Source organism: Salinivibrio sp. YCSC6, assembly GCF_004916735.1.
In the GTDB taxonomy this organism is placed as follows: Bacteria; Pseudomonadota; Gammaproteobacteria; order Enterobacterales; family Vibrionaceae; genus Salinivibrio; species Salinivibrio proteolyticus.
The window spans coordinates 2,742,114-2,768,704 of sequence record NZ_CP039516.1; the positions used below are offsets into that span (position 1 = coordinate 2,742,114).

The 26,591-nt window shown below is 44.5% G+C and carries 20 protein-coding genes; 10 read left to right on the forward strand and 10 right to left on the reverse strand.

Features of this window, described 5'->3' with window-relative positions; all coding sequences use genetic code 11:
- Positions 1 to 20 precede the first annotated feature (20 nt).
- Positions 21 to 677, forward strand: a complete 657-nt coding sequence (locus E8E00_RS12800) for a hypothetical protein (protein ID WP_096630543.1) — start codon at positions 21 to 23, stop codon at positions 675 to 677.
- A gap of 435 nt (positions 678 to 1,112) precedes the next feature.
- Here E8E00_RS12800 and E8E00_RS12805 read toward each other — a convergent pair whose 3' ends face one another.
- The 6 genes from E8E00_RS12805 to E8E00_RS12845 form a co-directional block, all read right to left on the reverse strand.
- Positions 1,113 to 1,562, reverse strand: a complete 450-nt coding sequence (locus E8E00_RS12805; protein WP_096630541.1) for a hypothetical protein — start codon at positions 1,560 to 1,562, stop codon at positions 1,113 to 1,115.
- A complete protein-coding gene (locus tag E8E00_RS12810; protein ID WP_039546433.1) occupies positions 1,534 to 2,346 on the reverse strand; it encodes a hypothetical protein in 813 nt (270 codons plus the stop codon). The genes E8E00_RS12805 and E8E00_RS12810 overlap by 29 nt, the downstream gene beginning before the upstream one ends.
- A gap of 644 nt (positions 2,347 to 2,990) precedes the next feature.
- Positions 2,991 to 4,514, reverse strand: coding sequence for a hypothetical protein (locus tag E8E00_RS12825; RefSeq protein ID WP_240531921.1), 1,524 nt, complete (start codon positions 4,512 to 4,514; stop codon positions 2,991 to 2,993).
- A 99-nt stretch (positions 4,515 to 4,613) separates the two neighbouring features.
- Positions 4,614 to 7,724 carry a MobF family relaxase gene (gene mobF, locus E8E00_RS12830; RefSeq protein WP_096630530.1) on the reverse strand — a complete coding sequence of 1,037 codons (3,111 nt, stop codon included), beginning with the start codon at positions 7,722 to 7,724 and terminating at the stop codon, positions 4,614 to 4,616.
- Positions 7,721 to 9,982 (reverse strand): type IV secretion system DNA-binding domain-containing protein, encoded by a 2,262-nt coding sequence (locus tag E8E00_RS17350; protein ID WP_240531920.1) that lies wholly within the window; start codon positions 9,980 to 9,982, stop codon positions 7,721 to 7,723. The genes mobF and E8E00_RS17350 overlap by 4 nt, the downstream gene beginning before the upstream one ends.
- A complete protein-coding gene (locus E8E00_RS12845) occupies positions 9,969 to 10,325 on the reverse strand; it encodes a hypothetical protein (protein WP_096630528.1) in 357 nt (118 codons plus the stop codon). The genes E8E00_RS17350 and E8E00_RS12845 overlap by 14 nt, the downstream gene beginning before the upstream one ends.
- A 1,089-nt stretch (positions 10,326 to 11,414) precedes the next feature.
- On the opposite strand from E8E00_RS12845, the gene E8E00_RS12855 reads away from it, so the two are divergent.
- From E8E00_RS12855 to E8E00_RS12880, 6 genes are all read left to right on the forward strand, one after another.
- Entirely contained in the window at positions 11,415 to 12,407 is a 993-nt protein-coding gene (locus tag E8E00_RS12855; RefSeq protein ID WP_096630521.1) for a DNA-processing protein DprA, read from the forward strand.
- 9 nt (positions 12,408 to 12,416) lie between these two features.
- Positions 12,417 to 13,661 carry a phosphoribosyl transferase gene (locus E8E00_RS12860; protein WP_096630519.1) on the forward strand — a complete coding sequence of 415 codons (1,245 nt, stop codon included), beginning with the start codon at positions 12,417 to 12,419 and terminating at the stop codon, positions 13,659 to 13,661.
- Positions 13,662 to 14,154: 493 nt separating this feature from the next.
- A complete protein-coding gene (locus E8E00_RS12865) occupies positions 14,155 to 15,843 on the forward strand; it encodes a hypothetical protein (protein WP_096630516.1) in 1,689 nt (562 codons plus the stop codon).
- A 12-nt stretch (positions 15,844 to 15,855) separates the two neighbouring features.
- Complete coding sequence (locus E8E00_RS12870; RefSeq protein ID WP_205907384.1) at positions 15,856 to 17,433, forward strand: hypothetical protein; 1,578 nt, start codon at positions 15,856 to 15,858, stop codon at positions 17,431 to 17,433.
- Between the two features lie 517 nt (positions 17,434 to 17,950).
- Positions 17,951 to 18,706: a hypothetical protein gene (locus tag E8E00_RS12875; RefSeq protein ID WP_136588389.1), complete on the forward strand. Its 756-nt coding sequence runs from the start codon at positions 17,951 to 17,953 to the stop codon at positions 18,704 to 18,706.
- Positions 18,707 to 18,708: 2 nt separating this feature from the next.
- Positions 18,709 to 20,196, forward strand: a complete 1,488-nt coding sequence (locus E8E00_RS12880; RefSeq protein WP_096630512.1) for a hypothetical protein — start codon at positions 18,709 to 18,711, stop codon at positions 20,194 to 20,196.
- Positions 20,197 to 20,306: 110 nt separating this feature from the next.
- Here the strand turns inward: E8E00_RS12880 and E8E00_RS12885 are convergent, their stop codons facing one another.
- From E8E00_RS12885 to E8E00_RS12900, 4 genes are all read right to left on the reverse strand, one after another.
- Positions 20,307 to 21,017: a replication protein P gene (locus E8E00_RS12885; RefSeq protein ID WP_205907382.1), complete on the reverse strand. Its 711-nt coding sequence runs from the start codon at positions 21,015 to 21,017 to the stop codon at positions 20,307 to 20,309.
- The gene (locus tag E8E00_RS12890) at positions 21,017 to 21,853 is read right to left on the reverse strand and encodes a hypothetical protein (protein WP_096630506.1); all 837 of its coding nucleotides are present in this window, start codon (positions 21,851 to 21,853) and stop codon (positions 21,017 to 21,019) included. Before E8E00_RS12890 ends, E8E00_RS12885 begins: the two co-directional genes overlap by 1 nt.
- A complete protein-coding gene (locus E8E00_RS12895) occupies positions 21,850 to 22,083 on the reverse strand; it encodes a hypothetical protein (RefSeq protein ID WP_096630503.1) in 234 nt (77 codons plus the stop codon). The genes E8E00_RS12890 and E8E00_RS12895 overlap by 4 nt, the downstream gene beginning before the upstream one ends.
- A gap of 376 nt (positions 22,084 to 22,459) precedes the next feature.
- Entirely contained in the window at positions 22,460 to 23,026 is a 567-nt protein-coding gene (locus E8E00_RS12900; RefSeq protein WP_072036830.1) for a hypothetical protein, read from the reverse strand.
- Between the two features lie 341 nt (positions 23,027 to 23,367).
- On the opposite strand from E8E00_RS12900, the gene E8E00_RS12905 reads away from it, so the two are divergent.
- From E8E00_RS12905 to E8E00_RS12915, 3 genes are all read left to right on the forward strand, one after another.
- Positions 23,368 to 24,033, forward strand: a complete 666-nt coding sequence (locus E8E00_RS12905; protein WP_240531919.1) for a hypothetical protein — start codon at positions 23,368 to 23,370, stop codon at positions 24,031 to 24,033.
- A gap of 61 nt (positions 24,034 to 24,094) precedes the next feature.
- Positions 24,095 to 24,472: a hypothetical protein gene (locus E8E00_RS12910; RefSeq protein ID WP_096630498.1), complete on the forward strand. Its 378-nt coding sequence runs from the start codon at positions 24,095 to 24,097 to the stop codon at positions 24,470 to 24,472.
- A complete protein-coding gene (locus E8E00_RS12915) occupies positions 24,469 to 26,577 on the forward strand; it encodes a hypothetical protein (protein ID WP_096630495.1) in 2,109 nt (702 codons plus the stop codon). The genes E8E00_RS12910 and E8E00_RS12915 overlap by 4 nt, the downstream gene beginning before the upstream one ends.
- Positions 26,578 to 26,591 lie beyond the last annotated feature (14 nt).

The window sequence follows — 26,591 nt, forward strand, 5'->3', positions numbered from 1 at the left end:
CCTTTCCTTTAAGGGACTACATGGAAAAGAGCAAAAACAGTAAGAAAAAACCGTTCAAATGGACAAGAGAACTTGTTCGGCTTGCACTGAACGATGGATGGACGCAACAAGAGATTGCCGAAAAATGCAGAACACAGCAATCCATCGTAAGTGCTTGGAACAAAGGTTCGAAACAAGGCACGGAACAACAACTGCTGCCTTTGCTCAATATCTATGGCAACAAAATTCGTCGAAACAGTTTTAAAGTTTATTGGTCATTAAACACTGAAACTATGGAGAAAACCTTTTACCGTGTTGAAGGGAAGGTAATTCTTAGCCAAGCATTTTATGATCCGCGAAGAGACCAACGAGGCAAACTGGTCAAAAAAGTTCCAGAGCTAAAACTTGTGGTACACCATCAAGGGGCCGATCAGTTTCGTGTCGTCAGTCAAAGTCGATTGACTTTCAGGCATACGAATGAAGAACTTGATCATAGCGTAGAGGATGCTGTTTGGAATTCGCATGTGCTCGAACCTTTAACTACGACGCAGCTAATCGATTTCATTGATCACTATTCCAATGAAAAGTTAAGTAGGTACCCAAGTGATGCTAATACGTTGCCGTTCTTAATCAGACAATCTCTTTTAAACCATGGATTCCCAGTGTCGGGTATTGTTGAATATCCTGCCGTTTGGTAGTGTGTAAATCCAACCCAAAAGGAACGAGCGCCTAAAGCTCAAAATATCAGGCTAGTAGCCTGTTTGAATGTGCTCCCTCAAGGAAAGCCCCGCTAACTGCCTTTTGCAGTGGCGGCGCTAGCATTCTTTTCGGTATTCATGGCCGCTGCTTGAAATCAAGCTAAGTGAATGGGAAACCTATTAACTGAAACGCCGTCATGATAAACGGGTACGGGGTGGGATGACGCCCAAGCCGTCAGATATCTGGCCGCTTGGGCGTTTTTTATTGTTATCAGGTGCCCAGTAAAACGGCGCTGATTGCTGGAACTGTTGTGCCAATGACTTCTTGAGTGCTAGCAACAACAGGTAAGGTTGCAGACATAACACTTTCAACGACGGTTTGTGTATTGTAGAGACCCATACCGCCACCAATGCCCAAGGTAAAGCCATCAAAGCTTATTTTGTCTTATCCGGTTTGAGCGCTACAAGTTCCTCTAATGGGCTTGGCCCTGTCAAGCTGTAATTAATCACCGCCGGATTATTGTAACGAACATCAGAGAGGTCCAGATGTAATCCCTCTTGACTCTCTCCTGTTACATTCTCTAGGCAACGTCGAGATTCCAAGTCAAGAGCAGTCATATATTTCTGTTCATTACTTTGAGGACCGAGTGCCATGGTAATGAGACAGTCTTTTCCATGCTCAATCTTGTAAGTAACATCAACAGTGTCACCACTTGCAGGGAACTTAAAAACCATAAGTGAAGCGTCGTTAATTCCAGGCTTTGTCGCACACCCAGCCAAAGAGAGCATAGATGCGGTAGCCACTGCTAAGATTGCTTTTTTCATTTCAGTTTCCTCATTTTCTTGAATGTAATTCTCAACGACCAATTGACTTGTTTTTGTCACGGTCGATTCTTTTTTCACTGTGTTGTTGGTGCTGAATTGACGATACCGCTTGACGTTCTTTCTCTCTCGAGTGAGATCGGGATATAGCTTTTTGATGCTCTGGGCGAGGTTGATATTGGCTGTACTCTTTCTTGGCAGAATGAGATAACTTGTTATAGGTGCTAACTATCAGCTTATCAGCCTCCTTCTGTTGGCCGCTTTGCTCCAACCGTTTGGCATTGCTTATTGCATCTGACATCAGTCCATGCCGCTGTTCTGTTTTGACCTCTAGTTGAAGGCGGGATAACTCAACACCTAGGGCCTTTGTCATTTTTCCAATATCTTTTTTTAGTTCTTGGGCAGCTTGTTGCTGCTTAGCGTTATCTGGCTCAAAAAAGATTTTCTGGATAGCCTTTGCAGCCATCCACACCATGGCTCCTGCTGCTTCAGTGAAAATATCGTTCTCCAGATAACCTCTTTGATAGTTAGAAAGCGTTTTAGATAGCCAGTTATCTTGAGTTGGTTTATCGAGCCCCATGCTTTCAACCTGCTTCATTAGCAACTGGACAGAATCAACAATTTTCATCTGCTGCTCAGATAGCTGTCGATACTGCTCATTCATATGAGCAAAATCAAAAACACTGGTTTTAATCTGCTCATCTTTAATGAGATGACTATTCATACTCTGCATCATCGATTTGGCCGCTGATTCAAGCTGTCCAACCAGCTTATTCGGGTCAGAAACATCAGCTTTACTAAGCTCCTGATAGAGTGCTGCAATTTTCGCTTTTTCATTCAGTTCCATTCTAAATACCTCTTAATGACAATGTTTTACATGTAGATTTCCGTTAACCCACTCTGCGCTAATGAAATTATTGGGTTCGAGAATGTTTTCAAAATGGCTAGCTGACGCCTCTATGTCTGCGTGAAAGCGCTCGATATCAGCCTGATAAGTCCGCATTTCATCCATAAGACGGGACAGTTGAGAGTACAGATCAGGGAGGGGCTCTCTTCTGAAAATCTTTCTGAAAATACTGATAATCATTGAGTCCCCCTTTGATACCAAGAAGCAATAGGTTCGAAGTGATCTCCCCACTCCATGATCTTCAAAAAGTCATCGGTGTTATCGACTCTGGCGAGTCCACAATATGTTTTCGTGTATCGACCATCGAGGCACTTCAATACCGTGAAATGAAGAGGTTCACCAGATTCTGCTCTTGCAGCGGTTACACCTCGTCTTTGATGAATGTGAGCATCATTTATTGGAAGTACTAATCCGTTAAGTTGAATCTCTGCCGCCATAGTGTCCTCATTTATCTCTACTCTCTTTGAGCTAATATTTTCTCAGGTGAGCAAGCGTTAGATGGCACGCCAAAGTGCCCAATTTGGACAAAAAAGAAAGGGGCCTTAGCCCCTAAACGAATGAGTGGAGAAGTTGAATTCGATGATCTAGCGTTTGTGTTCACCAGCTTCTATCTGTTCGCGAGAAAAGACTGTGGGACAACGTGACAGATCCGGTTTTCCATAACCATTCACAGCCTCTGATCTGCTGCATATATAGGCATCAAACCGACCTGCGGTTTGCATCATTTTTTCTTTGGCCTTCATTGACTCGCTTGCCTTTTCTAGGTAATCACAGGCAGGATAAGACCATGTTGCGAGTCCTGAATGACCTGCCGCATATGTAGAGCAGGTTTCCCGCTCCGTGACTTTCTCTGTGTAACTTGCAATACCACTTCCTTTTTTCTGGAGTTGAGTCTGAATAGTTGAGTCGTGCTGGTACGGACCGGGATAGCTCCAATAAGGCACCTGATAGTTGTTGAATGCAGGAGAGTACACCGACATAAACCCACGAAGACCCTCGCTTTCGCCAGCAATGTAATCAGCAACACGTTTCCAGTTACCGTCTGTCCATTTCAAACAATGGTAACCTCCATCCGTTTGACGAGGTTTAGCTCCCAGCGCGATAGCGAGCTCATCAATTTCGATGTCACTATCCTGGCTGCTATTATCTGTACCAAACGCTGCACACATACCACCCACGTGCATTACGGATATGACGCTGGAGCGGCCTATGGCGTACGGTTTGATATCAAACGCTTCAAAGTATCCAGTTCGTTGATAATTATAGAAGTTGGCAGCAATCATATTCATTGCTCCAGATCTGGATTGCATGTTTAACACATCACGAGACATTTTAAGCGCACTATCCCAACCAACCCGCGACGCCGCTGCCGCAATAAGGCTGCCCATCACATCATTATCATGAGACGAGATAGTGTATTGAACAGATGAAACTGGAGTCCGTACTGCACAGTATTCGTAATATTCATTAAAGGCTAAATCCTTACGCGCTTGTGGAGCGGCTTCATTGTGCTTCACCAAGAATTTATCCAAGTTCAGCTCCTGACCGTTCTCTGTACACTCATTACCTCCGTTGATTAAACAACTCTCATAAAGCTCAACCGTGCTTTTGAAAGAGGCAACATTGGTAAGCGCATAATGGCTGATGAAATCGTCTACTGAGAACATTTGACCAGAATCATTGAAGCAATCATGGAATCCGTACTTCATGGCCTTATCTGCTTCGTCGGAATAGCGATCTATTTTTGAAAAATTCACCTTCCTTTCTTTTTGGCGTCGCTCATAGTTGTCTGTACGAATGCGCTCCAGGGCTGCTGATTGATAACCTGGCTCTAGCAACGCCTCGGTCCAAGAATTGAAGGTTTGCCACTCGGCACCTAAATTTGCCACCATCTTAGCTGCTGAGTTGAATGCCTCCTCGCTACCGAAGTCCTCCTGTTTGAATCCAACGAGTTTCATGTCGATTAGTGCCGCCTGGATGTCAGGCTCTGTTTTTTCAGTTTTTTGGACCGACGTATCTGTCTTAGTCTTACCTGCGATATTAGGCATGGTCGCGGAGCAACCTGCTAGTGCAGTTATTACAACGATTGACGTAAAAAGAACTTTCACTTTTAGATCTCCCTTTTGGTTCTGTATCCATTCCATTTTTAAATAAAAGGGCAGTCTAGCTAGTACGCCAAACTGCCCTTTTTGGACAATAGACTGCAATTATCTTGTTAGACTGCGTTCACTGTCGCCTCTTGATATACCTTTAGCCTGAGATTTACCAGTTGTCTGCGTTGACGAGCGTCCTGACTCTGGTTGTTGCCATAGCTTATCAATCAAGTGATCCAGCGGTTCCAGAGACTGGTAACGGCTTTCCTTAGCCGTCTGTTTTTGACCTGAACGCTGCTCCACAGCTCGGACAAACCCTTCCTTTGAATCGGTGTATAGATACACGCGGTCCTTTGCTCTTGATATCTGCACGTAGAACTGTTCCGTGTTCAATAAAGCTTCCCGGTTGGTTTCGGCGTGCACAAACACGTTCTGGGCTGTCTTACCTTGGGCAGCATGAACCGTCATGGCGTAACCGTGATCCCAATGGGAATTAGCCAGTTTGGACATGTCAAACTCACCAGTTTTACCATTTGAAAGTCTGAAGGTTACGTTCGTGCCTTCTATCTTCTCAACTGTGGCCGTGTCATTGTTCAATCGTCCAGTTGGCTTATCATTATCACGCCACACGATCTTCTCACCAACGGCCAAGCCACTTTCAGTTAGTTCGAACAACTGGATGTTCTTGGCCGCATAGTTTTCAGGAGAGAAGCGAATCAGCTCAGCCTGCTCATTTTCCCCCAACTTCTTCAATAAGAGAGCGTGATTCTCTCGACCAACGACCTGATAATAGAGGCCCTGCTTGATACCCTCACGCTTGAAGCTACGCGCAAACCGAACGATGCACCCATTTTGATATGACGTCACCATGCGCCTTTCAGCTTCTGTTGCATCGACTGGTGATAGCTGGTTAGTACGCAGCTCTTCGCCCAGAGCATCTTCTTTTTTTAGGGCGTCACGAACTAATTCATTCGTGCGACGGCGGCCCTCACGGCTTGGTTCGAGGATAATACTTTTGGCTCGTTCATCCGGCGCAAGAGCCATGTAGTCCTTTACAAGCTCTTGTCTGCGGACTTCACCGCTTTTCTCATGGTCAATTTTTCCACTTTTCTTACGAGCGACCAATTCTTTTATCGTGCTGCCACTCTCCTGTAACCGACTTAGAGCATTAGAGGCCCTTTTCATTAGGGAGAGGTATACCGCATCCCTTGTTCCTCGGTTCGTCTGCCGAACGATTTCTTCTAGTCGATATGTTTCCATTCCATGAGCCTGAAGCTGACGAAAAGCAGCACCAGCCTCTACTGACGCAAGCTGGCGGACGTCACCAGTCAACACAACCTTAGCACCTACCTGGCTAGCTCTTTGAAGTAGATCGCGCATCAATTTTGTACCGATCATTGATGCTTCATCAACAACCCAAAGTTGAGGGGACCGCTGCATTCCCTTAGCTAACTCATCCCGCTGACTTTTTAACTCTGTTTGTTCGTAACAAAGTTCATCGAGTCGCTTTTGGTAAATGGGGGAGGTTTCAGGGATCTGAGCACCAGTTTTTAGGTCTACTCCGGGGTTTTCAAGGGCCTTTTTGAGCCGTTCCAGCCGTCTGTCTATTCTCTCTACTTGGGCGATCAGTCGCTTCTCTTCTACCCATTCATTGCGATTTTGTCCCAGAAAACTTTGGATTGTACTGGAGGGAATATTCGCGCCCTCAGATAAACTTTGAGCAGCCGAGTTAGTTGGAGTAAGACCTCTTACTTCGTACCCCATAACTCGTGCTTTTTCAGCAACAGTGCTGAGCACGGAGTTGGTTTTAGCTGTACCAGCTAATCCTTGCACTCCAACGATCCGATTCTCGGAGAGAAGAATGCCCTCTGTAGCTTTCCTTTGGTCAGCGTTCCACTCATACCCAAATTCGTTGGCTTTCTCCTCGGCATTAGAAATAGCCGCAGCCGCCTGTTCCCGGCTGCACAATGCCTGAACTCGGTCGCGGCCAAGGTATTCCTCCTTGATCACCTCATCCTCGATGGCGATGGCCGCTTTCGACGTATATCCCCGAACATCAATCTCTTGCTTGCTGACCTTATCAAAGGTTCTAACCGACTTCTCTATGAGCTGACCACTGCGAATTGCAGCATCAATTGCATTCGTTACATCAGAAAGTAGTACTCGCGATCCGGCATAACGGCTAGCCACTTTGACTAGATCGTGGTGTGCCCAAGACGTATCACGTTCTCCAAGGTGCTCAGTCGCCCACATGACGGCTTCGTTGGCTAATTGAACCCGCGCAAAAGTCGCCTCGGATTGCCGCTCCAGGGATGGGGTATTCTCCCGAGACAGAGCTATGACCCCTTCCAATTCTGTCAGCTTCTCTTCGCCCAATTCTGCATGCCAGCGATTCAGAAGTTCACCACGCTCAGCAGAGACTTTTCGATCCCGCGTGTCGAGCGTGGCGGTCTCCTTTTCCTCAGCCGTGGCCGTTTCACGAGTCTTTCCCCTAGCCTCCAGCGCATCTCCGATTGCCTCTGATCGTTTCGACAGTTCACGTACAGTATCTTTACTTACCCCAGCAATCTCCCAGGTCCCATCTTTACCCTGGTGCTCTAGTCGAAAGCCCAGTGAACCAACCTCTTGAGCGAGAAATTGACGGTAGACCAGACCAAGGTGCTTTTGGTCAATGAAGATTGGTTTATTCTCCGTTGAGCGCCACTGGCCGTCATTTCGCTGTGTTAAGTTCATTACCACGCAGTGTGTGTGAAGCTGAGGATCAAGGGCACGACTGGTTGTGTGTTTGAAAGTGGCTGCGACCAGCGAACCTGTTTTCTCGTATTCAACGGTATCCTTAGTACGGTTGCGATTCCTTGTGACAATATATTCGCTCTCTATATATTGAAGTACCGCTTGGACAGCCCGGTCATGGGCTTCGAGAAGCCGTTTGTCGCCTGCTACCTCTGCCAGAATAGAAACACTCTTAGGTGCTGAAAAAGTGAGGTCGGTCCCTGGTTGGTGTTTCCACTCGCCGTCACGAAAAGTGCCAACCTGTTGACCGTCTGGGAGCCGCCCATCCAGAAGTGATTTAAAAGTTTCCCGCTCCACCTCACCAACAAGACTGAGAGCCTCAGCTCCAGAGCCTACCCATGCGGAAGGAGATAGCCCGTCTACATAGTAGTCATCATGCTCAAAGTAATGACCGGCAGCTCCGGCACTTTTAATAGAAGACGCAGACATCATGATTTTTTGCCTCCTTTCCCAAGCAGGCCAAATACCAAATCATCATCCATTCCAACCGTTCCCAATACTGAATTTAGTTCCTGCTCTAAGTCACTTGGACTTGGTATTGGCCTTTTAGACTCATCAACGTCCCGCTCATCGGAAAGCTCTTTCGGAACATAGCCAATATCAGCTTCCATTTTTAAGGCTCGTGCGGCATTAAGCAGGCGCATACCAACCGTCTCATTCTCATCACCTTGAATAAAACCGTCAGCGATCTTCGGAAGCCTCAAGAAAGGAATATCAATACGGGCTTTACTCTCCACACCCCAAATTTTGACAAAACAAGACAAATCAGGCAGGTCCATGATTTCACTGGGAAGAACAATTTTTCGGTTTTGACGTTTAGAACTGACCCGAACGCCGTCTCGAATGTCATCGGCGGAGTAGTTTAAGTCTTCATCAACTTCCTCACGCTCAGCTTCACCAAGTACCTTGGAGACCCATTCCGCAGTGTCGGCATTATTCAAACGGAAATGAAGCTGCGTGGAGCATAAGCCAAGTATGGTTTTAGAGGTGTTTTTCCCGAACTCTTCCTCTAGCTGGTTTATTTCCTGAATACCCAAAACAACAGCCGCACCGAAGCCCCGCCCTTCGGCCATCAACATTGAAAGAGCAGGAATTTTTTTGAGGCTTGGTAGCTCATCGACAACAATCCAAAGAGTCCGTTCGTTATTAACCCCACGCGCCATCAACCCTTTGGCCGCAGCTTGTATCCAGGTCGAGATGAGAGGTTTCTGTATTTCTATTTCAGATTCTCGTACTGGTAAGAATAACCAACTATCATCAGCATTAGGTTCATCGCCTTCTGCTATCCAATCTCTTATTGAGAAAAACCCCTTTGTATTTTCTTCTTTCAGTAACCGCAGTGGTAAGACTCCATTAACTAAAGTTGACCGAATACTTGCTAACGTCTTCTCATTGCCTTCGGAAAAATGAGTTTCAGCCGGTGTCCCTGCTACTAATTCTGTTAATAGCTCTAAATCACTCCAAGCAGTAGCCCGCAAAAGGGTAGTTAAAGATCGGAAGCCATCCATATAGAGTTTTTGTAACGCTGCGGAAAACACATGGCGCGGCGAGTCTCTAAAAAATGGATCTCCTCCTTTAGATTTGTCCTCCGGAATGAGTGTCTCCGCTATCCAGTCTGCATCAAATGGTGAGGCCATTTCTTCCCATGGAGTCCATTGGTGTGAGCGACTATCTGCCGGATTGAGTATGTGATCAACTCCGTCCCGATAGAACATCTCTACGAACTCGCCTTTCTTGTCATATACCACGGCTCGGTCTCCACGAGCACGAATAGCTTTCAACAAATAAATTAGAAAAGTAGACTTACCTGCACCGGTAGTACCACTAATCAGAGTATGCTTTTTTGAAAATCCGTATGGTAATGGAAAGTCCTGACTTAAATAGTCCTTATAATTATTTATGCTTTTTTCTCTATAACGATTCATCTCAAGCATAAAATTATCAGCAATGTCTTTTTTAACCTGATTAACATCTAGGAACTTTCGAATTTGATTATTTTCTTGAAAAGATTCCAGGATTGAATCATTTACTTTACAAGTTAAATCTTGCGCTATTTTTATCTCCATACCAGAACGAATAAGCATCTCATTAATATTTTCCAATGATGGAAATGGCACTCGGAAGTTTTTTATTTGTGACGCATAACGGTTTGGTATGTACCTAAATATAAAATCAGAGGTTCCATGCTTATTTATAACCTCAACTTTAAGATCATCGTCAGATACCAATTTGGCACCTCGGATATATTTGTCTTCTTTAATCCCCTTACCTCTTTTAACTGCCCTTACAACCAGATAAAAACCAAAGGGCCAGTACAATACAAAAAATAAAATGAAAGCCCATACAAATGAACTGAGAAGATTAACAGCAGCTTCCAGAAATAGTGGTTCATTTATCACCACAGAGGATGGCAGAGAGTCGCGCCCATCTAGGGCAACACAGGTTCCTATAGTCACGCTTGAAAATGGTTGTACTAGTGCCTTCAATTGTGCCCAAAGATATGTACTAGCGTTTTGCAAAACACATTTATCGGCGTCTATCCAGAGGTATAACAAGCCACCGACAATCGCCAACAAAACACCAGGCAGAAAGATCCAAATTCCGCTGAATAACAACATCTGCTGGCTATGAAGCCATGTGTCCGCACCACGAACAAAGTCACCGACTCGACCTTTTCTAATCGTTGCCATTTTCAGCACCTCCAATGAAATACTCTCGCAAAGCATTTGTCCGGGCTGAAATGACCTGTTTAGCCTCAGCCATTTCATCCTCAGAGCAGGTCTTTTTGAGCAGAAAATCGGTGGTTGCCACATTTATCGATAGCAGGTTAATTAGCTGCTGATAAATCTCCTTCTGATCCACTTGTACGTTTCTGATTTCGTGCAGTGTTGAGTCATTATTTAATGCCTGCTCAATCAAAGACACCGCCGTTTTACTAACTGTTTGTCCTGAATCTTTAGCTAATTCCTTCAACAAAATATGTACTTGTCTAGGTGGATATATTTGTACGCGGTACGCCTTAGAAACTCCCATTGTAGTCCCCCTTATCCCTGATTCTCTTGTGTGCAACTCCCTTGCGACTCAGTGTGTACAGAGGTACAGGGAGTCCCCTCAGAAGGCGCTACTGCGCCGGATGAGACAGACCACTCGCGGTGAGTGGGGTGTGGAGAAAAATCCGGGCAAAGCACGGCTTTTTCTTGCTGTGAGATGGGGTCCCCGCTCGATAGTGCGGGGTGAATTGCTTCAGCCATTCGCAGGAAGGAAATTGCCAATTTACGTGTCTCATACTCATGGTATTTCCTTGCTCTAAACATCAGGCTATTGGCGATCGATGTGATTGCTTGCTCTACAGATTTTGAATTCGATGCAGTCTCAAGAATTTCGAGAATTGAAGCGCCAGAACAATGCTGGCACTGCCGAGGATGAAGTTTCATTCGTTATCTCCTGATTGATGAGTTTCAGGAGAGATTTTGGCCTTTAAGAGTGTAAATCCCGGCACGTCAAACTGCCCAATTTGGACAAATCGGTCACTTGGAAAAATGCCTGGCATCACTCAAAAGCCACCTGTAGATGGCTTTCTGATGCAGCACAGCCACAACTCTACTTGGTCGTCATCGAAAAGCGACCTGTTGGTGGTGTTTCAGTGACTTTTGAGATAAACAACGAATGCAGGTTTGTTTTTACAAAAGACTGGGCTTAAGGAATGCACACAAGCCTCAGGGTAGAGAGATTTAATCTTCAGATCACAGATATCGGGATTCAATGTAAGGCAGTACATCATTCAGTTCGTCACTTTTCCTTTGCAAGTTCATTTGGGAGAAATGATGGTAAACATCTGGTCGAAAACACGCTTTTGCCCCAAACTAATTTGGAAGACGCAACTTCACAAGATGCTTTTTTCTAATGAAAAGATGTTTGGATTTTCACAACAACTAACTGTAAAACACTTACTCAAGAGCAAAATAATCACGCTTTTGTTATGCGATTACTTGCTATACGTAATAGAAATCAGGAATATGGAAGCAATAAGAGCGTTTCGCCTTTAGCATTCAAACTAGCTTTAAATCTACCGATCTCAGTGCAAGAAATCAGGCGCAACCCAGCTATAGCAAGGTATTGTAAATGGAAAAGGAGCAAGATTACTGGAAAGCTGAAACCGTCGCGTTTCTAGCGTTACAGTCAATACGCGGTGTTGGCTTCAAAACACTGTATAAAATCGCTGCTCAAAAAATCAGCTTTAGAGAACTGATTAAAACAGATGACGTTGAGCACTTTGAAAAAATGCTTCGACAGAAGCTTGATGATTCTATTAAAGAGTCTGTCGAGTCATGGATGCAGTTCAAACTTGAACTATGGAACAAAGGTCTTGAGCTTGCGCGTGAGTACATAAAGAAGAACATTCGTATTTTCTTCTATGACCAAGATCTCTTTCCGAAGCAGTTGAAGAACATACCTGAACCACCCATGTGGCTGTTCGTCGAGGGTAACTATAAGATACTTCACCAGTCATCAGTTGCGATTGTTGGTAGCAGAAAAGCTACAGAAGATGGTCTTTGGCTAACGAAGTACATTGTTGCAGCCATAGCTAATCAAGGCTTGGCATCTGTGAGTGGCCTTGCTGACGGCATTGACCAAAAAGCCCATGTTGAGTCTATTCGCTTCAATGTTCCGACCATTGCTGTACTAGGCACTGGCATTGATAGCAACTACCCTCGTGGCTCTGAGCATTTACGAGCAGAGATTGTCGCTAATGGTGGTGCAATTGTTACTGAGTACCTGATTCACCAAAGCTACAGTGCTCACAACTTCGTACGTCGCAATCGTATTCAAGCTAGCCTTGCTCAGATTACAGTACCAGTCGAATGGAAAATAAAGAGCGGTACAGCTCATACAGTGAACTTCACTAAAGACTACGGTCGATTCTTGGTGATGCCGTATCTCTATCCGTCAGATTTAGAAAATGCAGAAATAAAAGCGGTCAGTGCATATAAACGCGGTCAAGTTTTCAGCGTCCCTGCTCAATCCAGTGACTTAATAATGTATTTGAAACAGCCAGAAGAAAGCCAACCATCACCAGCACAAGGCGAGCAAGGGCAACTTTCAATGGATTTGTAAGGAGTTTGTATGGCTGCTAAACAGCTAAAAGGTGTGATTCTCAGTGTCGAAGATACGTTAATCAACACTGGGAAGATTAAGGGTGACGTTTTCGCAGAAGTAGAAAAACTAATGGCTTTCTTTACACTGCGTGGCATCAAGCCAGTACTGCTTGCTAATCGTAGTTGGACTATTACCGACAACGACGGTAACAAAAAAGACTTATACAACGCGTTTGAGGGTCATTTCAAAGACCTCGATATATTTACTCGACAGCGTGACCCTGAGATTCCACCTAAGCCACGCGCAGCAGCAACTAAGTACGTTCTAGATAAAATGAAGTGGGAGTCCAACGAAGTCGTCTATATCGGCAGTAGTGACGATGACATGCGCACGGCTGTAAACGGCAAGATTCTATTCTTGCGTGCTACTTGGTACAGTAACAATACTGACTACGGCTTCGAGTTTAGTGAACCAAAAGAGCTTGCTCGCTTCATTGATACGCTTTGTCTTCGTCAGCACTTTTGGAGCCATGAAATCAAAGACGGGGATTTTGAGTACTACGCGCTTGCACCGTTCAGCACATTCAAGCCTGAGTTTAGAAAGTACTCGGAGAATGGACGTGCAGCAGCTAAGTTCGGTCAAGGCGATGTTGACTTCTGGTTGGGTGCGCTAGTTACAAGCATGTACTTTACTGGTATTCATCAGCGTATTGATTTTATTGCCGCCTACCCAGGGCATAGAGCTGGTGTTGGCAACGATAAGATGAACGATGACCTTATGACTTTTGGCAGATGCTTCAACAAGGGCTATTTGCATGATTTGATTGAGCGTCACACGACGGCTACAAAATCACAGAACGCACGTCGCGAAGGCAAGATAATTGACCATCATAATCAGCTCAACACTATCAAGCTGAACAAACTACCAACAAAGAACTACAACAAGCCATACAAGAATGCACCTCTAAAACACAACAAAACAGTCTTGCTTGTTGATGACATTTGTACGAAAGGTTGGTCACTGGAAGCAGCTCGCAAGTACGTTGAACGCACTGGCGCTAAAACAATCATGGTTACATGGTTGAAGACAATCAACACTGATATTGAAACAATCGGTGCTACGCCAGCGTTTGACCCTTACCAAGCAACCGAGTTTACGAACATTCCATCAGGTAAAATATATGGCTACCATGTGCATCATGTAGACGGTGCTGCTTCTGAAGAGCTTAACGAACAGCTACAACAATACATTGATTGGGATTGGCCTGTTTAATCTCATCGAACAAAAAGTCCTAGTAAAACGCTAGTTTTTTGTGGGGGGAATCAGTTCCAAATATTATGCATTGTATATTTCAGTGAAAATGCCTAGTCGTTTGCGGGAAAAGCAATCTAAGGCTAAATCGGCGGCGTCGAACATTAAAGTTGGAACTCCATAATAAAGGCTAGAACTATGACAATAAAGTTCGAAACTTTTCGATGTTTTTGTCGTAGTTTGCCTTTTGCTCTGATAACGTTTTGCCCCAAAATGAGCTAGATTAGAGTTGAGCTTTGTTGTAATCATCGTAATTTTGATTACCTTTCCTTATGTTAAAAATCCTAACTATGTGGGCAAATCCACTATACATTTCTCATACTAAGCGCCACGTGGGATCGTGATGCGCTTAAAATGTTTTAGTGAAAAAATCGTGTTTAACAGCCTTTTAACCGCATTGCTAGGCCTATTCTGATATATTGGTATTATCTCTGTCTTCTAGGAAGAATAGCAAATGTCAGTCGATGTAAATGGATTTATTAAGTCTCAGCTCAAACAAGCTGTTCCCCACAAGCGCCTTGCTATCGCCCCTTTCACCGATGAAAAGCTTGAAAAGAAGTTGGATAATGCCATTGCTAGCTACAAGCTAGATCTCGATCCTAATCTGGTCGTCGCTTTGTTTGACATGACTGTGTTCAACAATGGGAAAGATGGCTTTCTTGTTACGGGTGAATCTTTGTATGTGAAAGGGCCATTTGAAGCGGCTCTGTGTATCAAGTTCGAGTCAATACACTCTGCCGAATATGTACAGAAAACTGTAACGAAAAAAGATAAAACTAAAGAAATCGAGTACTTACTCATCACTTATGGGGATGATGAGGAGCTCATGATCGACTGGAGTGATCTAAAAGGGCACTACCAGGGATTTGCTGATTTTCTTACGCAGTTAATCTCGGAGTTTGAGGACTTCGAAGAGCAAGAGCAGGTCGTGCTGTTATCAGATATGAGTGAAACGGTTAAGGCCGCATACTGTAAAGTCGCTATCAATCTCGCCTTTGCTAATGACAATGAGATCGATGCGAAGGAAACAGCAGAGATTTTATCCTTGATTACTCGCGTTGAGCTCAATCCTGAGAAGCGCTTAGATGTTCGTTCGTACATGTTGGACCATCAAAACACCATCAGTGCTGATGAGCTATTAAGCACTATCAAAGCAGAGCTCTCTGACACGCAATATGAAGCGCTTTGCCTGACGTTGATGAAAGACCTCATTGGTATATTTGCCTTCGGAGGACAAGGAACTGTCGACGAAGCAAAAAACAGCCTTCACCTTCAAGAGCTAAAAACTAAGCTCGGGATATCTGACGAAAAACTCGATGTTATGGTCGAAGCCGTCAAAAATGACCAGCTAATTTTAGATGATCACATCGACGACAGTGTGCTTGAGCAGAAGACGAAGCAGTTAGCTCAAAGCGTTGCCGCTGTTGGCGCTCCGATTGCGGCTGTATATATGTCGGGGTCGGTTGTGGGTTTGTCGGCTGCAGGTTTGACCTCAGGCTTGTCTGCTCTTGGTGTTGGTGGTGTTCTCGGTTTTTCAAGCATGGTAACGGGCATTGGTGCTGCGGTTTTGATTGGCGTGGGTGCCTACCACGGCATGAAGAAGCTTACGGGTGCAGACAAACTGGACAAGCACAAACATCGCGCTTTTTTGCTTACCAAAGCCGTTCAACACACTCAAAAGACAATCTCAGTTCTAATGGAAGACATCAATTTTGTTACTGAGAAAATGAATGAGCTAATCAACAACTCACTGAATCAGAATGAGGTGATCCACAAGTTAGCAGCGAAGCAGCAGCAGCTAACCATGCTTATCAAGTCGGGTAAGCACCTTGAGAACAAGAGCAACGAATATCAAGCCAGTGAACTGCGGTCAAAATGTCCCATCGAGCTAGATAAAGCTAGTTTTCTTGAGCTAACATCAGAGCCATCAAAGAAAAAGCTTCAAGAGCCCGTGCTGTCTCATTACGAGTGTGAAGAGGGAGCAGAAGAGGGTGTTCTGACGCTTAAGCAAGGGGTTTCAGTTAAGACGCTAGAGCAATTAGCACAGATATTTGAAGCCATTGGCTACTTCGACATGAGCAATATGCTCGGTGCAAAATCTAAGGCCTTGGGTAAAGCTGCATTAGGCAAGTTGCTTAGCTAACAGGAGCTTGATGTGGCGAAAGGAAAGAATATTCTCGAGCAGGACGAAGAGCGGAACATAAAGGCGCTAACAGCAGCAAACCATCAGCTATCTAACGCTCAAGCGCATCTTGTTGATATGCGCTCATCTTTGGAACAGGTTGATGACTTGCTCTGTGAGGGTGATGATTTGCTGAGTGAATTGCTTGATAACACAGACGATCTCTTAACTTGGTGTGGTACAGAACCAAGCGAGGGGCCTGATACCAACCATGTTGGTCTGGATGTATTGCTTGCTGGGATAGAAGTGGAGTTGACAGCTAGCATTGGGACACTGCAACCCCTAGACTTTGTTGAAGTCGATAGCTGTACTTCTGAAGAAGAATATATGAGGCAACTCGATGCCTATATAGAGAGAAACCAGATACAGGTCGACTATCAAGGGTTGCGAGGTGTGATGTCTCAGCAGCAGTTAGCAGAGGCGCAACGCGAGTTTCGAGACTCGTTTTTCTCAAAGCCTGCGCAATGCGACTCCATAGACTATATGATCGCGGGAACTTGCGGGGCTATTGCGGGTTTAGTCGATGTGTTATTCGTTGGTACTCCAACTACAGGCCCACTTACCAAAGTTGCCGATAACGTTGCTGAGGGTGCAGTTGAGAAGTTTGCTTCAATGCTTGGTTGGCAAGGGCCAAGAGATGATGCCAACAGCACGAGTAGTGCAATAGGATTCTTAGAGCGCAAGTTTAAAGTTAACTACGATCAAGCAACTACCAATGGAGAGATAAACGGCACTGGTGGCAAGGTTAAGAACCTGTCTACTAAGAACCATCATCTAAAAAGCCTCAGTCATAGCCCCGATATTGTCGGGCTGTTTTTCTCAGTTCTGAATCAGTTCACGAATACCTCTTCATTTGTTAGTGAAGGCCAGATAATCACTATCGAAACGGAAGAGTTTGAGCTGGTAGGGCATAACTTTGTTGCAAAGATATTCGCCGGTGTTGCTAACTGGTTTGGTCACATCATGTCAGACGTTTCTGGCTCTTCTGGAATAGATCGTAAGCAAGCGGACTATGGGCGAGGCTCGGGTGTGCCGATGCCTTTCTACAACCTCACGCAGTTAATGAACTTCGGTGCTTTTGAAGTGAAAACAGGCAACGTTAAGAAAGGCAAAGAGGTTATCAACAAGCAAACCCTAGCAATTGTGTTTAGCAAGGTGTTTGAGCAAGGGTACGATCTTAGACATGGCGCTGCAATGGCTATACCAGTGCTTATCTCCGAGTTACTCACTAGGTTAAGCTGGGCCGTCAAGCAACATGTTTTACATGATAAGCCTTGGGAGGAGTGTATACCAAAGGGCTCAATCCCTGAACTTCGCCGTATGTTGTTGGTAAGCCATGGAACACTTTGTACCATTGACGCAGCAGATGCCGCGTTGCGCTCAGGCGGCTTAATTGTGGAGTTCTTTTTGAGGACCAACCTGGTCGCTTGGATTCGATTTGGGCATTTGGCCTTAAAAGAGCTTCAGATAGTACTGTTTGATGCTCAAGATAATGATGCTATTGATAAAGCCATTGAAGAAGATTGTAAGCGGCTGATTCTCGGGGCCTAAGCGCGAATTGGGTTCAACTCTATGAATACTATTACTAGGTTTGGCTTCGAAGCATGCTTGCGTCAACTGCTTGTTCTGATTTTGGATACAGCCCGAGAGTTGTTTGATTAATGCTACAGGGAGTTTGGCCAATTAACCAGAGGTATTTGAAATACCTCTGGTTATCCGTTGAATACTAACTTAGCGAAAGCTGAAGCTCATTTCTGTCCAGAACAGTTACAGTCGGTACTCTCTGACTCCAAAGTGCCCCTTTCTTTGTTTCAATAGGTCGACCACTTATTTCACAAAAGCATCATTTGACTTACTTTTTCTAATGCCAGTAATGTGTCAATAGAACAGAGGTAACATAACAAGCATCAAGCCGATTAATGAATAAAATCCACTTTCAAAGCATGCAGTCGTAAGAAAAAATTGGTTCATTTTGGAGGGTGGTTTAGAATAGCTAGAAATGAGTATTCAACTTCGTTTTTAAACCTATAAAAAATTAAATATACTAGGATTAGTGAGGTTTAACTAATTGGAAAATATAACCAGTTTTGTTAGGTTGGTTTGCGGGACAGGTTTTGATTCTAATCATGAGTTAGACAAGATACTGCTACATCTTCAAACATCTTTACAGAAAGTAACTCAGGAATTAGTCGAACTACAACAGTCATCAGATTATAAGCTAGGTTTGTATGGTCCGTACTTGGGGCGTTCGATATTAGAGCTTAGTATGACAGCTTTGATTGCTAGGGTTGATCCATTCAAAATATTATTGATGAAAGGTAAGCAAGAGCAACCTGACTATGATTTGGGTAAACCTCATTCTTCAGCAATCCGCTGGCAAGGTGATGTAGTCGACAAGGCTGTAAGTAACATATGGAATGATAAATCACTAAAAGACCCTACTCGTGCAATTTTTGGAGCGTATCAAGTTCAGCTTGTGCTTATTAGTAGTGCAGAATTGGTCATTGATGAAGGTAGTGAAAGTTCAATGGGTGAATGGTATGCTCAACTGAGTAGCACCACTCCAGATAGCACTATTGAATCAATTAAATCGAAAATAAATACAGCCTACTCTTCTCTTTCTAAAGGCATTCATCATGAGTTACTGATACCGCAAGAATCAGTGTTGGACCGAGATACGGTGATATCACTCTTGAACGAAACATTTTATATAGTAGCTTCAATTAGTCTACTAATCTCACAAATTCCATATGCTTATAAAAAAGCGGAGCTTGAGCAGAGTTTTGTTGACTACAAAAACTCAAAAGAACTGGAGTTAAGTTAATTATGGAATATGAAGTTTACGAAGACAACTCTCTTGTTCTTGCAGCTGAAGATTTTGATTTGCAAGAATTTTCTGAGTATCATTTTTTCACCTCACAAGATAGAAAGTGTATTTCAAAATTGCGAGCACATGGGCCAGTCTTATTAAAAGGTGCTCGGGGGTGTGGTAAAAGTGCACTTATGATCGAAGCGTCAATGGGACTATATCCTAGAAACAAAGACGGTACCGCAATCGGTATTTATGTCAGTTTACGGCACCTAGATCTTTTGCGAACTTCTGGAGCTGAATACATTGAACTATTTTGCAAGTTAGTGATTGGCGAAATTCAAAAGCAGTTACCAGAAGCTGATATTAACACGATTGCTTATAACGTTTCAGAGTTACAGCAAATTTTAATTCATGTTTCATCGCAGTTATCAAAGAGAATCGTGCTCCTTTTTGACGATGCAGCGCATATTGGAAGAGAAACAAGTTTATCAGATTTCTTTGACATCTTTCGAACACTTTCGAACAACACGATCTCATGTAAGGCATCAATATATCCAGGTGTTACGAAATTTGGAACTAGGTTTGATGTTTATAATGATGCAACGGTTATCGATGTTAACCGTTCAGAGACAGCTTCTGATTTTACGGAGTTGTTTGTTGAAGTTCTAAATCGAAGATTTTCAACATCTCTAGATGATTCAAAATTCGCTAAAGGTCTCTCCAAGTCAGAAGTATGTAAGTTAATGGGTGTTGCTGTACTAGGCAATATGCGTTCGTTTATATATAGCTGTAACCAGTTAATTACATCAATTAATGGCTCTTCCTCGGTTACGATTACGCATCTAACAGAGTCCTTTAAGCAACTTTCAAATAACTACTTCTGGCCATTACTCGAAGAGATAGAACCAAAATTGGGAGTATATGAACCAATGGTTAATCCTGCACAGCAGATTGCAGAGATTTTCTTCGAAAAAGCCGGAGAAAAGAGCGAGCGCTCAGTTCTAATTTTAAGGGAAATTGGACAGAGATTGAATAAACCGTTAGAAATCCTCGAATATGTTGGCTTTATTGCAAGAAAGGAAGTTTCAAGAGCAATGAAGTCACGAGGTCGTGGTACACGTTATGTGCTTAATTTATGTAATATTACAGAATATCTAGAACACAGTCGGATAAGCCCTGCGATGCAAGATAAATGGCTGTCTTTTAAAGACGATTCTGTAGAATTCCATCGTGGTAGTGACCTTTATAAACTGGAACTACCAGAACCTTTACCAGAACATGAGCTAGATATTTTAAATAAAGAAATATCGATTCTCAAAAAATCAAATGCATATCCGTATGGTTTAACAGACTACATGGTGGGTTTACTTGATCAAAATGACATTAAGACATTGGAGGATTTGGTGAACACTTCAGACGATGTATTGCTAGCGTACCCACAAATAGGCCCACAAACCTTAAAAAGAGTTAGAAGTACGGTGAATCAAGCAATCTGGATGTAACGCATATGTTGCAAGTTGCTAAGGTTTTAAGATACTTCTTCTAATCTGAAATAAACGGTTTAGAGCTATAAATCTAAACCGTTTCTGTCCAATTTTCATTTAAGGAAGGCTTACTGGCCGCACTTCAACATCTTTTTCAACCGCTCGATGTGCTGCTGAGCTACCTTTGGATCGACCGAACGCGGTTCCCGTTTTTGGGGTAGGGCTTTCGGAATTTCGCCGCTGAGGTCCTCCCCCTCCAAGACTCGGCGAACAGTGATAGAGTACGCTCGCTGGAAAAGCGGCCAGCTTTTATCGCGAGGAAGATTGGCAAGCTCGAACTTTCCTGCCTCCCTCGCGGCGACGTATACAGCCGGATGCGTCCATTTGCAGTCAACCGATGCCGGATGAGAATTTCGCGACGCTTCCCGGAAGGCGGCTTCAGGTGTAGGCAAATCGAATTCCGCCGGATCTGGCTGGCACCACTTGATGAACTGACCAACACTCGGCCAAAACGGGGATTCTGAGCGCCGAGCCTTTGCCAATCCACATTTTAACTGTGTTTCAGTAGTGATTTTCGCTTCAACCAATCCGCGAGCCCAGGATCGCTTGGCTGCATCGATGTCCGATTTGCATGTGAACGTCTGTCGCCAGGCTGGAAAACAAGCTTGTAGCTCAGCAAATAGTTTGTTGATAACTCCTGCCGCTGCGATTAGCTTCTTATCATCGTCAGTCTGATGAGATAGTTCTGGCTGAGATGTGCTAAATTCAGATGCCTCAGACTGTTCTGGTCGGGAATGAATATTCAGTGAAATGATCTCAGCAATGTTTCGCCCTGCCATTACCATCCCCCTTGTGCCCAGCTTGTATCGGTCAGGTCTTCAATGAGCGAACGATTTTGCGGGCTTCGGTTGCTGCTGGGAGTTAGCCTATCTGCCTTCAGGCCAGCCCACCCCCTCAGAACACACGTTTCGATCGCCTCGCCTAGGCAGACACCAACTTTCGCCGCCTCCCGTTCTACCAGCAGCACAGCTTCCTCAGTGAGGGTCGCGCGTTTTTTCTTACGGATTGCTTGCCACTCTCGGGCGTGGACCGGATCTACTCCCCGCGACACAAGAGCATCAACAAAATCAAAACACGCTTTAGAGCGGGTGTTATTAATATCTTTGAAGCTCTCTGGGATCTCTCTGGAATAGTTTGCTGAAACCTTGCATTCTTGTGTGCGACAACCGTGCAAACTAGTTTGCGAATAATCGCTATCCAGTTTGCGATTTTCCGCATTCTGGATTTTTTGGCCGCAATCAGCGAGAAAACGCAGGTAAGCGTCGTGGTTTACGCGGTAGTGCAAGCGTGCGGGAACCCCCGCTCGTTTTTCCTCCAGCAAACTCATTTCGCAAAGCTTGCGCCGGATTTTACGGAGGGCATCTCTCTGAATTCCAAGGCAGGCTTGCCAGCTCCCGAGCTCTGCGAAAATGTTGGTAGCCTCAGGATCTGGCTCTCCCTCGGCAGGTAGGTCAAACCAACCACCTGCTTCTGCCTTGAGGCTGCTTAGAAACGACGCTTGTTGTAAAAATGCAGCGGCTTCCAGTCCCAGAGCTTGAATTGATGCACGGGGTATTGCGATCCGTGGGCCATCAATTGCTCTGGCGAGGTCCGCTGAGTTTAAAAAACTGTTCATTTATCCCCTCCAGCGACGCAGACGGGGCTCATAACAAAACGACGATTAATTTCAGCTTCTACTGCTGGATTTATAGCGGTTGGATGCAGTTTGGTGAAATGTGCAATAACCAGGCACACATAGGCCTTATGGGTTATTGAGCCGCTTGCAGCCGCCACATCGAGCATCAATGAAAATGGTTCCGACGAAACAATCTTGCGGAAATAAGAAGGGTGAATTTGTACGTTCATAACAAACCTCAACGATTAAAGTTGAGGCACTGCGATCGCGGCTATTGAAGCAGCACTCCGCCCCATTCGCGCCTTATTAACGGGGGGTTATGGCGATACGCTTTAACCAGGCAGGCCGGAACCTACAAGGTCGCTCATGCCAAGCATGAACTCGCGGTGGAACTTTCACATGTGAAAGTTTTCGCTTACCAAATCAATTAATATGCTGTTTGTTTAGGGAGGCCAGCTACCTCACCAATTTAAAAGCTTGCTATTAAGATGGAGGTAAATATCTTGCTGGCGATTCGAATTATGTCCACTCCGAACAAACTTGCGATTAGTAAGCCAGCGATTACCATTTCAATTTTTGTAATTTGTGTATACATAACAAATCTCCTCAAAACAACGGTTGTTGGTCACCAGATTTAGGGCAGGTAGCAATATGTCCAAGACGATGATCTGTTTTTGGATGCTCCCAATTATTTTTTCCACACGCAGGGCAACATTTACTGACAACTTTATCTCTCAGCCCAGGACCGCTGAATATTTCACTTTTACAGTGAACACATTCAGAAAAAAAAGCCTCACCTATACTGATTTCCTCACAAGCTTTGTAGAACCCTGAAATATCAAAGCTTTTTTTACTTTTAAGCCATGTATATGCTTCAAGAACTGATTCAAGATGAGTTAGTTTCTCACGTAATTCACAGTAAATTTGTATTGCAGATGAATAATTCACCCAATCCTCCTTTGACAGAATATCCTGCCCGTAACTCGCTCGGCGATGTTCCTTAATGGCTAAATCTTCTCTTATTTTTCTGATTTGCTTGTAAGTAAAAGATGTTTCTTCCATGACAATACAAGTAGAAAACCCTTTTTTTACAAGATAATAGCCGAATGCCCACCGATTAAGATGATGTCGAGATGGTAAAAATGGCAAAGGTTTGAAGATGTTGGATTGCATAACGCCCCCGTTCAAAGTGTAAAACGATGAACAGGTAAGGCCCTATGCCTTTCCTGATGTCCCTATCATTAATACATGAGAGGGCTAATTGAATAGACCGAAATGTTCCCATCCGGCATAAAAGAAAATACTGTTTAAAGGCCAGCTACCATTGTTTAAATAATATCAAGACGGGGGGAGTTGTCAACAACTCTAAAAACAAAATAAGTCAATTATTTCATTTAGTTAAGTTTTTTACGTCAGAACAAATTTCAATTACTGCAATTATCATAATTACGATAATACCGTAATTATTGTAACCTCAATCTTTTTTATATTTTGTCCAAATTGGGCAGTTTGGCGTGCCAAAATATCAGGTTGTCAGCTTCAAAATTCTCCATGCGAAAAACGCATTTTATATCCACATGGAGATACTAGAAATGAAACCATTTAAGTACGCTGCCCTCGCAGCATTTATTACTCTTTCATCCGCCGCCGCTTATGCTGGTACAGGCACCGGGACGGCTCAAATTTCAGCAACCCCGCCAGCTTTGTCTGTGGTCGAAGTTCAGCCATACACAATGACCTTGGAACGCCTGCCGGGAGCCGCCCCAACTGGCGGTTTTTCTTTAAAAAGTTGGGCGACTTACTTGGCGCAAAATCCGGAGGACACGGTACAACCAGGCTGCCTAAAAGTGGCGGGAGACATGAACAAATCGGTTGGGATTACCATAACTAACCTATCCAACCCAACAGCTCCGGGTGGAGCAACTCTTACCTTCAGTGGCACACCTAAAATTGATCTTCATACGTCAAACGTAGATTGCTCGGATGCCATAGCGCAAACATCAACAGGAGTCGGTGTAAACGCTGCACCTTTAACAGCAACCACTTCATCTTCGGGCGAGCTTTACATCGCCTGGTCGTATCGCCAACCCGCCACAGCCTCATCAGGATTCATGCAGCTCAGTGCATGGGAAGAAGGGATCTTTTCTGGAACCGTCGATATCGCCGTCGATTACCAATAATTCCAGAGTGTCAGGGCCAGCAAAACGTTGGCCCTGACCATTGTCATTCACAGAGGTCCCAATGAAGTCCCTTATTAATTCAGGTTTGATGGTAGCAATGGTAGCGCTTCTATCTCTATCTAGACCAGCATCAGCCTTCCAACTCAAGATCCACGAAGTGGACATCGCTCACAAGGCGGTTGCTGAAATCCCCGTAGCAAATACCTTAAATACACCAATAGTCGTGAGAATTACTCCCCCGGATGGATTGCAAGTCTTCCCCCGGCGTTTCCAACTTCTTCCAGGAGAGCGGCAAGTAGTAAAAGCACGTGAGAGTAATGGGAAAGTATTAAAACCAGGCGCGAAGATGGCATTCTCATATGCCGTACAAAGCGAAGAAAAACAAGGCGTTCACTCAAGAATCACGCTCAGACTCCCGGTGAGGGAGGTTTCTCGATGAAGAAAAAACTTTCACATGTGAAAGTTTTTGTGCCCACTGTCTTGGCCGCAGCTTTCACACTTACAACCTCACCAACACGTGCGGATGACTACCTGATGAAGTTTGTCGTGAACGGACAAAACAAGGGGGAATACCTTGTTTCTCGTGAAGTAGATAGCGCCATTGCTGAACCAGGGCTATGGCATGCTGCTGGTGTAAACACAAAAGAGCAACTTCCCTTGGAAAGGCTAAACAACCTTGGTCATGCAAAAATTGTTTGGTCAGAACAAACCATCTACTTTTACCCACGTAACAACGTAGCCAAAGCCAGAAAGGTCAAACCAGAGGTTACAATTGAGCCAGAGGTATCCAATCTGGATGCAAAATCCTTTGACTACTTTCTCACCTATCAAAGCAAAGGTGATATTTCGGGTAGCATCACGGGAACAGGCCGAGTCGGAAACCTCGATGTAGATATTAGAGCTGGACTAGGAGGGCAAGAATCATATTTCTCCAGCCAGTGGCACGACGAGGAGAACAGCAATGTCAAAGACATTGAAGTCGGTCGTGTTCAGCGCTACGGGCTGGATGGTTTCTCTCTCACGAATGAAAGTAGACTTGCTACTGGATCATTTTCTAATGACCAAATTGAGCTTTATTGGCCTGTTGGAACACGGGTAGATGTTTACCGTGACGGAACCTATTTACAATCCTTGGTTCTGGATAGTGAGCCGTTCTCTTACAAAATCGAACTGGATTACAGCAATAATCTATATAAATTTGACGCTGTATTGCCAGATGGCACAACGGACACCAAAACAGTAGAAAGAGCCATTTCGGGACGACTTGCCCCTGTGGGAGGGTTCAACTATCAAGCGGCTCTAGGTAAGTCTCCAACCACGGATGAAAGCAAGTTAATTGGACGCTTGAGTTACGGAGTGACCAATGAATTGTCACTTTTCGCTGGTCAGGACGAGCAGGAAAGACAGTATTTTTCTGCTTTATATTCAAGAGATGACTTTTCAATTGAGCCTGCTTGGTATGGCAGTAGTGGATACGCTCTGAGCGGCTCTTGGCAGGATGACAATCTTGCGATCTTTGGGAAATTAAGTGATTTAGACAACTATCAATTACGCTCTGTTAGTGTTTCATCACGCTCTCTGTTCCAACCAACTATTCAGTATTCTTCCCGCACGCACGGCGGCTATGAAACTCAGGAAACGACGCTACGCACGTATCACAGCCCGCGCCTTGAGACACTGAATACATCAATATCTTTATCTCCATACTATTCGAATCGTTTAGCCAATGGTGTCAGATCCAACATCTTTGGAGGGCGGATGCTTGCTAGCATGGAGGCGGGTTGGCAAGTTTTGGCGTTTTATGAGCACGAAAGTAAAGATATTAATGGTATTAGAGATATAGAACGTTTCAATGGAGAGATATCAAAACGATTCAGCTTGGGGAGTCTCACCTACCGCTACACGGCGAGCAATTTTGGGCATGGATGGGAAGGCCAGCAACAAGGCTTGCGCGCTGATCTTTGGAACTGGAAATTTGCAACTCTATCTGCTTCGTTCAACCATTCGCCTAGTGCTGGTAATAACATTACTTTATCAATTAGTGGTAGCTTTGGCCGCACGGGATTTCAGAGAACTCCCCAGCGAGGTCAAGCCACTCTCATGTTGTCCACCTGTCGGGATCTTAATGCCGATGGTATTTGCCAGGAAGATGAGCCGGACGTTAAGGGGGTTGTCGCTAGTGTGGATGGTCGCCAAGTGAAAACTCCGGCCATTGTTGACTCTCTGACTCCGTACCGTCGGTACAATATAGAAGTATCTGGAGATTTCGGGTTATCGCCTCGGTACAAGTCTATTCAGTCAGATCAGCTAGTTCGTGGAGGGATAAACCATCTTCGCCTGCCTTTGTCTGAAGTTAGGGAAATTGAGGGCCAGCTTGATCGAGACGGAATTCGAGTCGCTCTCGTTGACGCTGAAAAGGGAGATGTTCTAGCGGAACAAACCACTGAGTTTGGGGGATGGTATCTGTTTTATGCACCGGCTGGTCGCAAGATCAAGGTTGTTGAAGAACCTGAGTCACAACAGGCTCAAAACTTTCACATGTGAAAGTTTTGCATCCA

Excerpts from the sequence above, each read along its gene's own strand:
- E8E00_RS12800 (WP_096630543.1), top strand. The coding sequence starts at position 21 with ATGGAAAAGAGCAAAAACAGTAAGAAAAAACCGTTCAAATGGACAAGA.
- E8E00_RS12810 (WP_039546433.1), bottom strand. The coding sequence starts at position 2,346 with ATGGAACTGAATGAAAAAGCGAAAATTGCAGCACTCTATCAGGAGCTT.
- mobF (WP_096630530.1), bottom strand. The coding sequence starts at position 7,724 with ATGATGTCTGCGTCTTCTATTAAAAGTGCCGGAGCTGCCGGTCATTAC.
- E8E00_RS17350 (WP_240531920.1), bottom strand. The coding sequence starts at position 9,982 with ATGGCAACGATTAGAAAAGGTCGAGTCGGTGACTTTGTTCGTGGTGCG.
- E8E00_RS12845 (WP_096630528.1), bottom strand. The coding sequence starts at position 10,325 with ATGGGAGTTTCTAAGGCGTACCGCGTACAAATATATCCACCTAGACAA.
- E8E00_RS12855 (WP_096630521.1), top strand. The coding sequence starts at position 11,415 with ATGGAAAAGGAGCAAGATTACTGGAAAGCTGAAACCGTCGCGTTTCTA.
- E8E00_RS12860 (WP_096630519.1), top strand. The coding sequence starts at position 12,417 with ATGGCTGCTAAACAGCTAAAAGGTGTGATTCTCAGTGTCGAAGATACG.
- E8E00_RS12865 (WP_096630516.1), top strand. The coding sequence starts at position 14,155 with ATGTCAGTCGATGTAAATGGATTTATTAAGTCTCAGCTCAAACAAGCT.
- E8E00_RS12880 (WP_096630512.1), top strand. The coding sequence starts at position 18,709 with ATGGAATATGAAGTTTACGAAGACAACTCTCTTGTTCTTGCAGCTGAA.
- E8E00_RS12885 (WP_205907382.1), bottom strand. The coding sequence starts at position 21,017 with ATGGCAGGGCGAAACATTGCTGAGATCATTTCACTGAATATTCATTCC.
- E8E00_RS12890 (WP_096630506.1), bottom strand. The coding sequence starts at position 21,853 with ATGAACAGTTTTTTAAACTCAGCGGACCTCGCCAGAGCAATTGATGGC.
- E8E00_RS12895 (WP_096630503.1), bottom strand. The coding sequence starts at position 22,083 with ATGAACGTACAAATTCACCCTTCTTATTTCCGCAAGATTGTTTCGTCG.
- E8E00_RS12900 (WP_072036830.1), bottom strand. The coding sequence starts at position 23,026 with ATGCAATCCAACATCTTCAAACCTTTGCCATTTTTACCATCTCGACAT.
- E8E00_RS12910 (WP_096630498.1), top strand. The coding sequence starts at position 24,095 with ATGAAGTCCCTTATTAATTCAGGTTTGATGGTAGCAATGGTAGCGCTT.
- E8E00_RS12915 (WP_096630495.1), top strand. The coding sequence starts at position 24,469 with ATGAAGAAAAAACTTTCACATGTGAAAGTTTTTGTGCCCACTGTCTTG.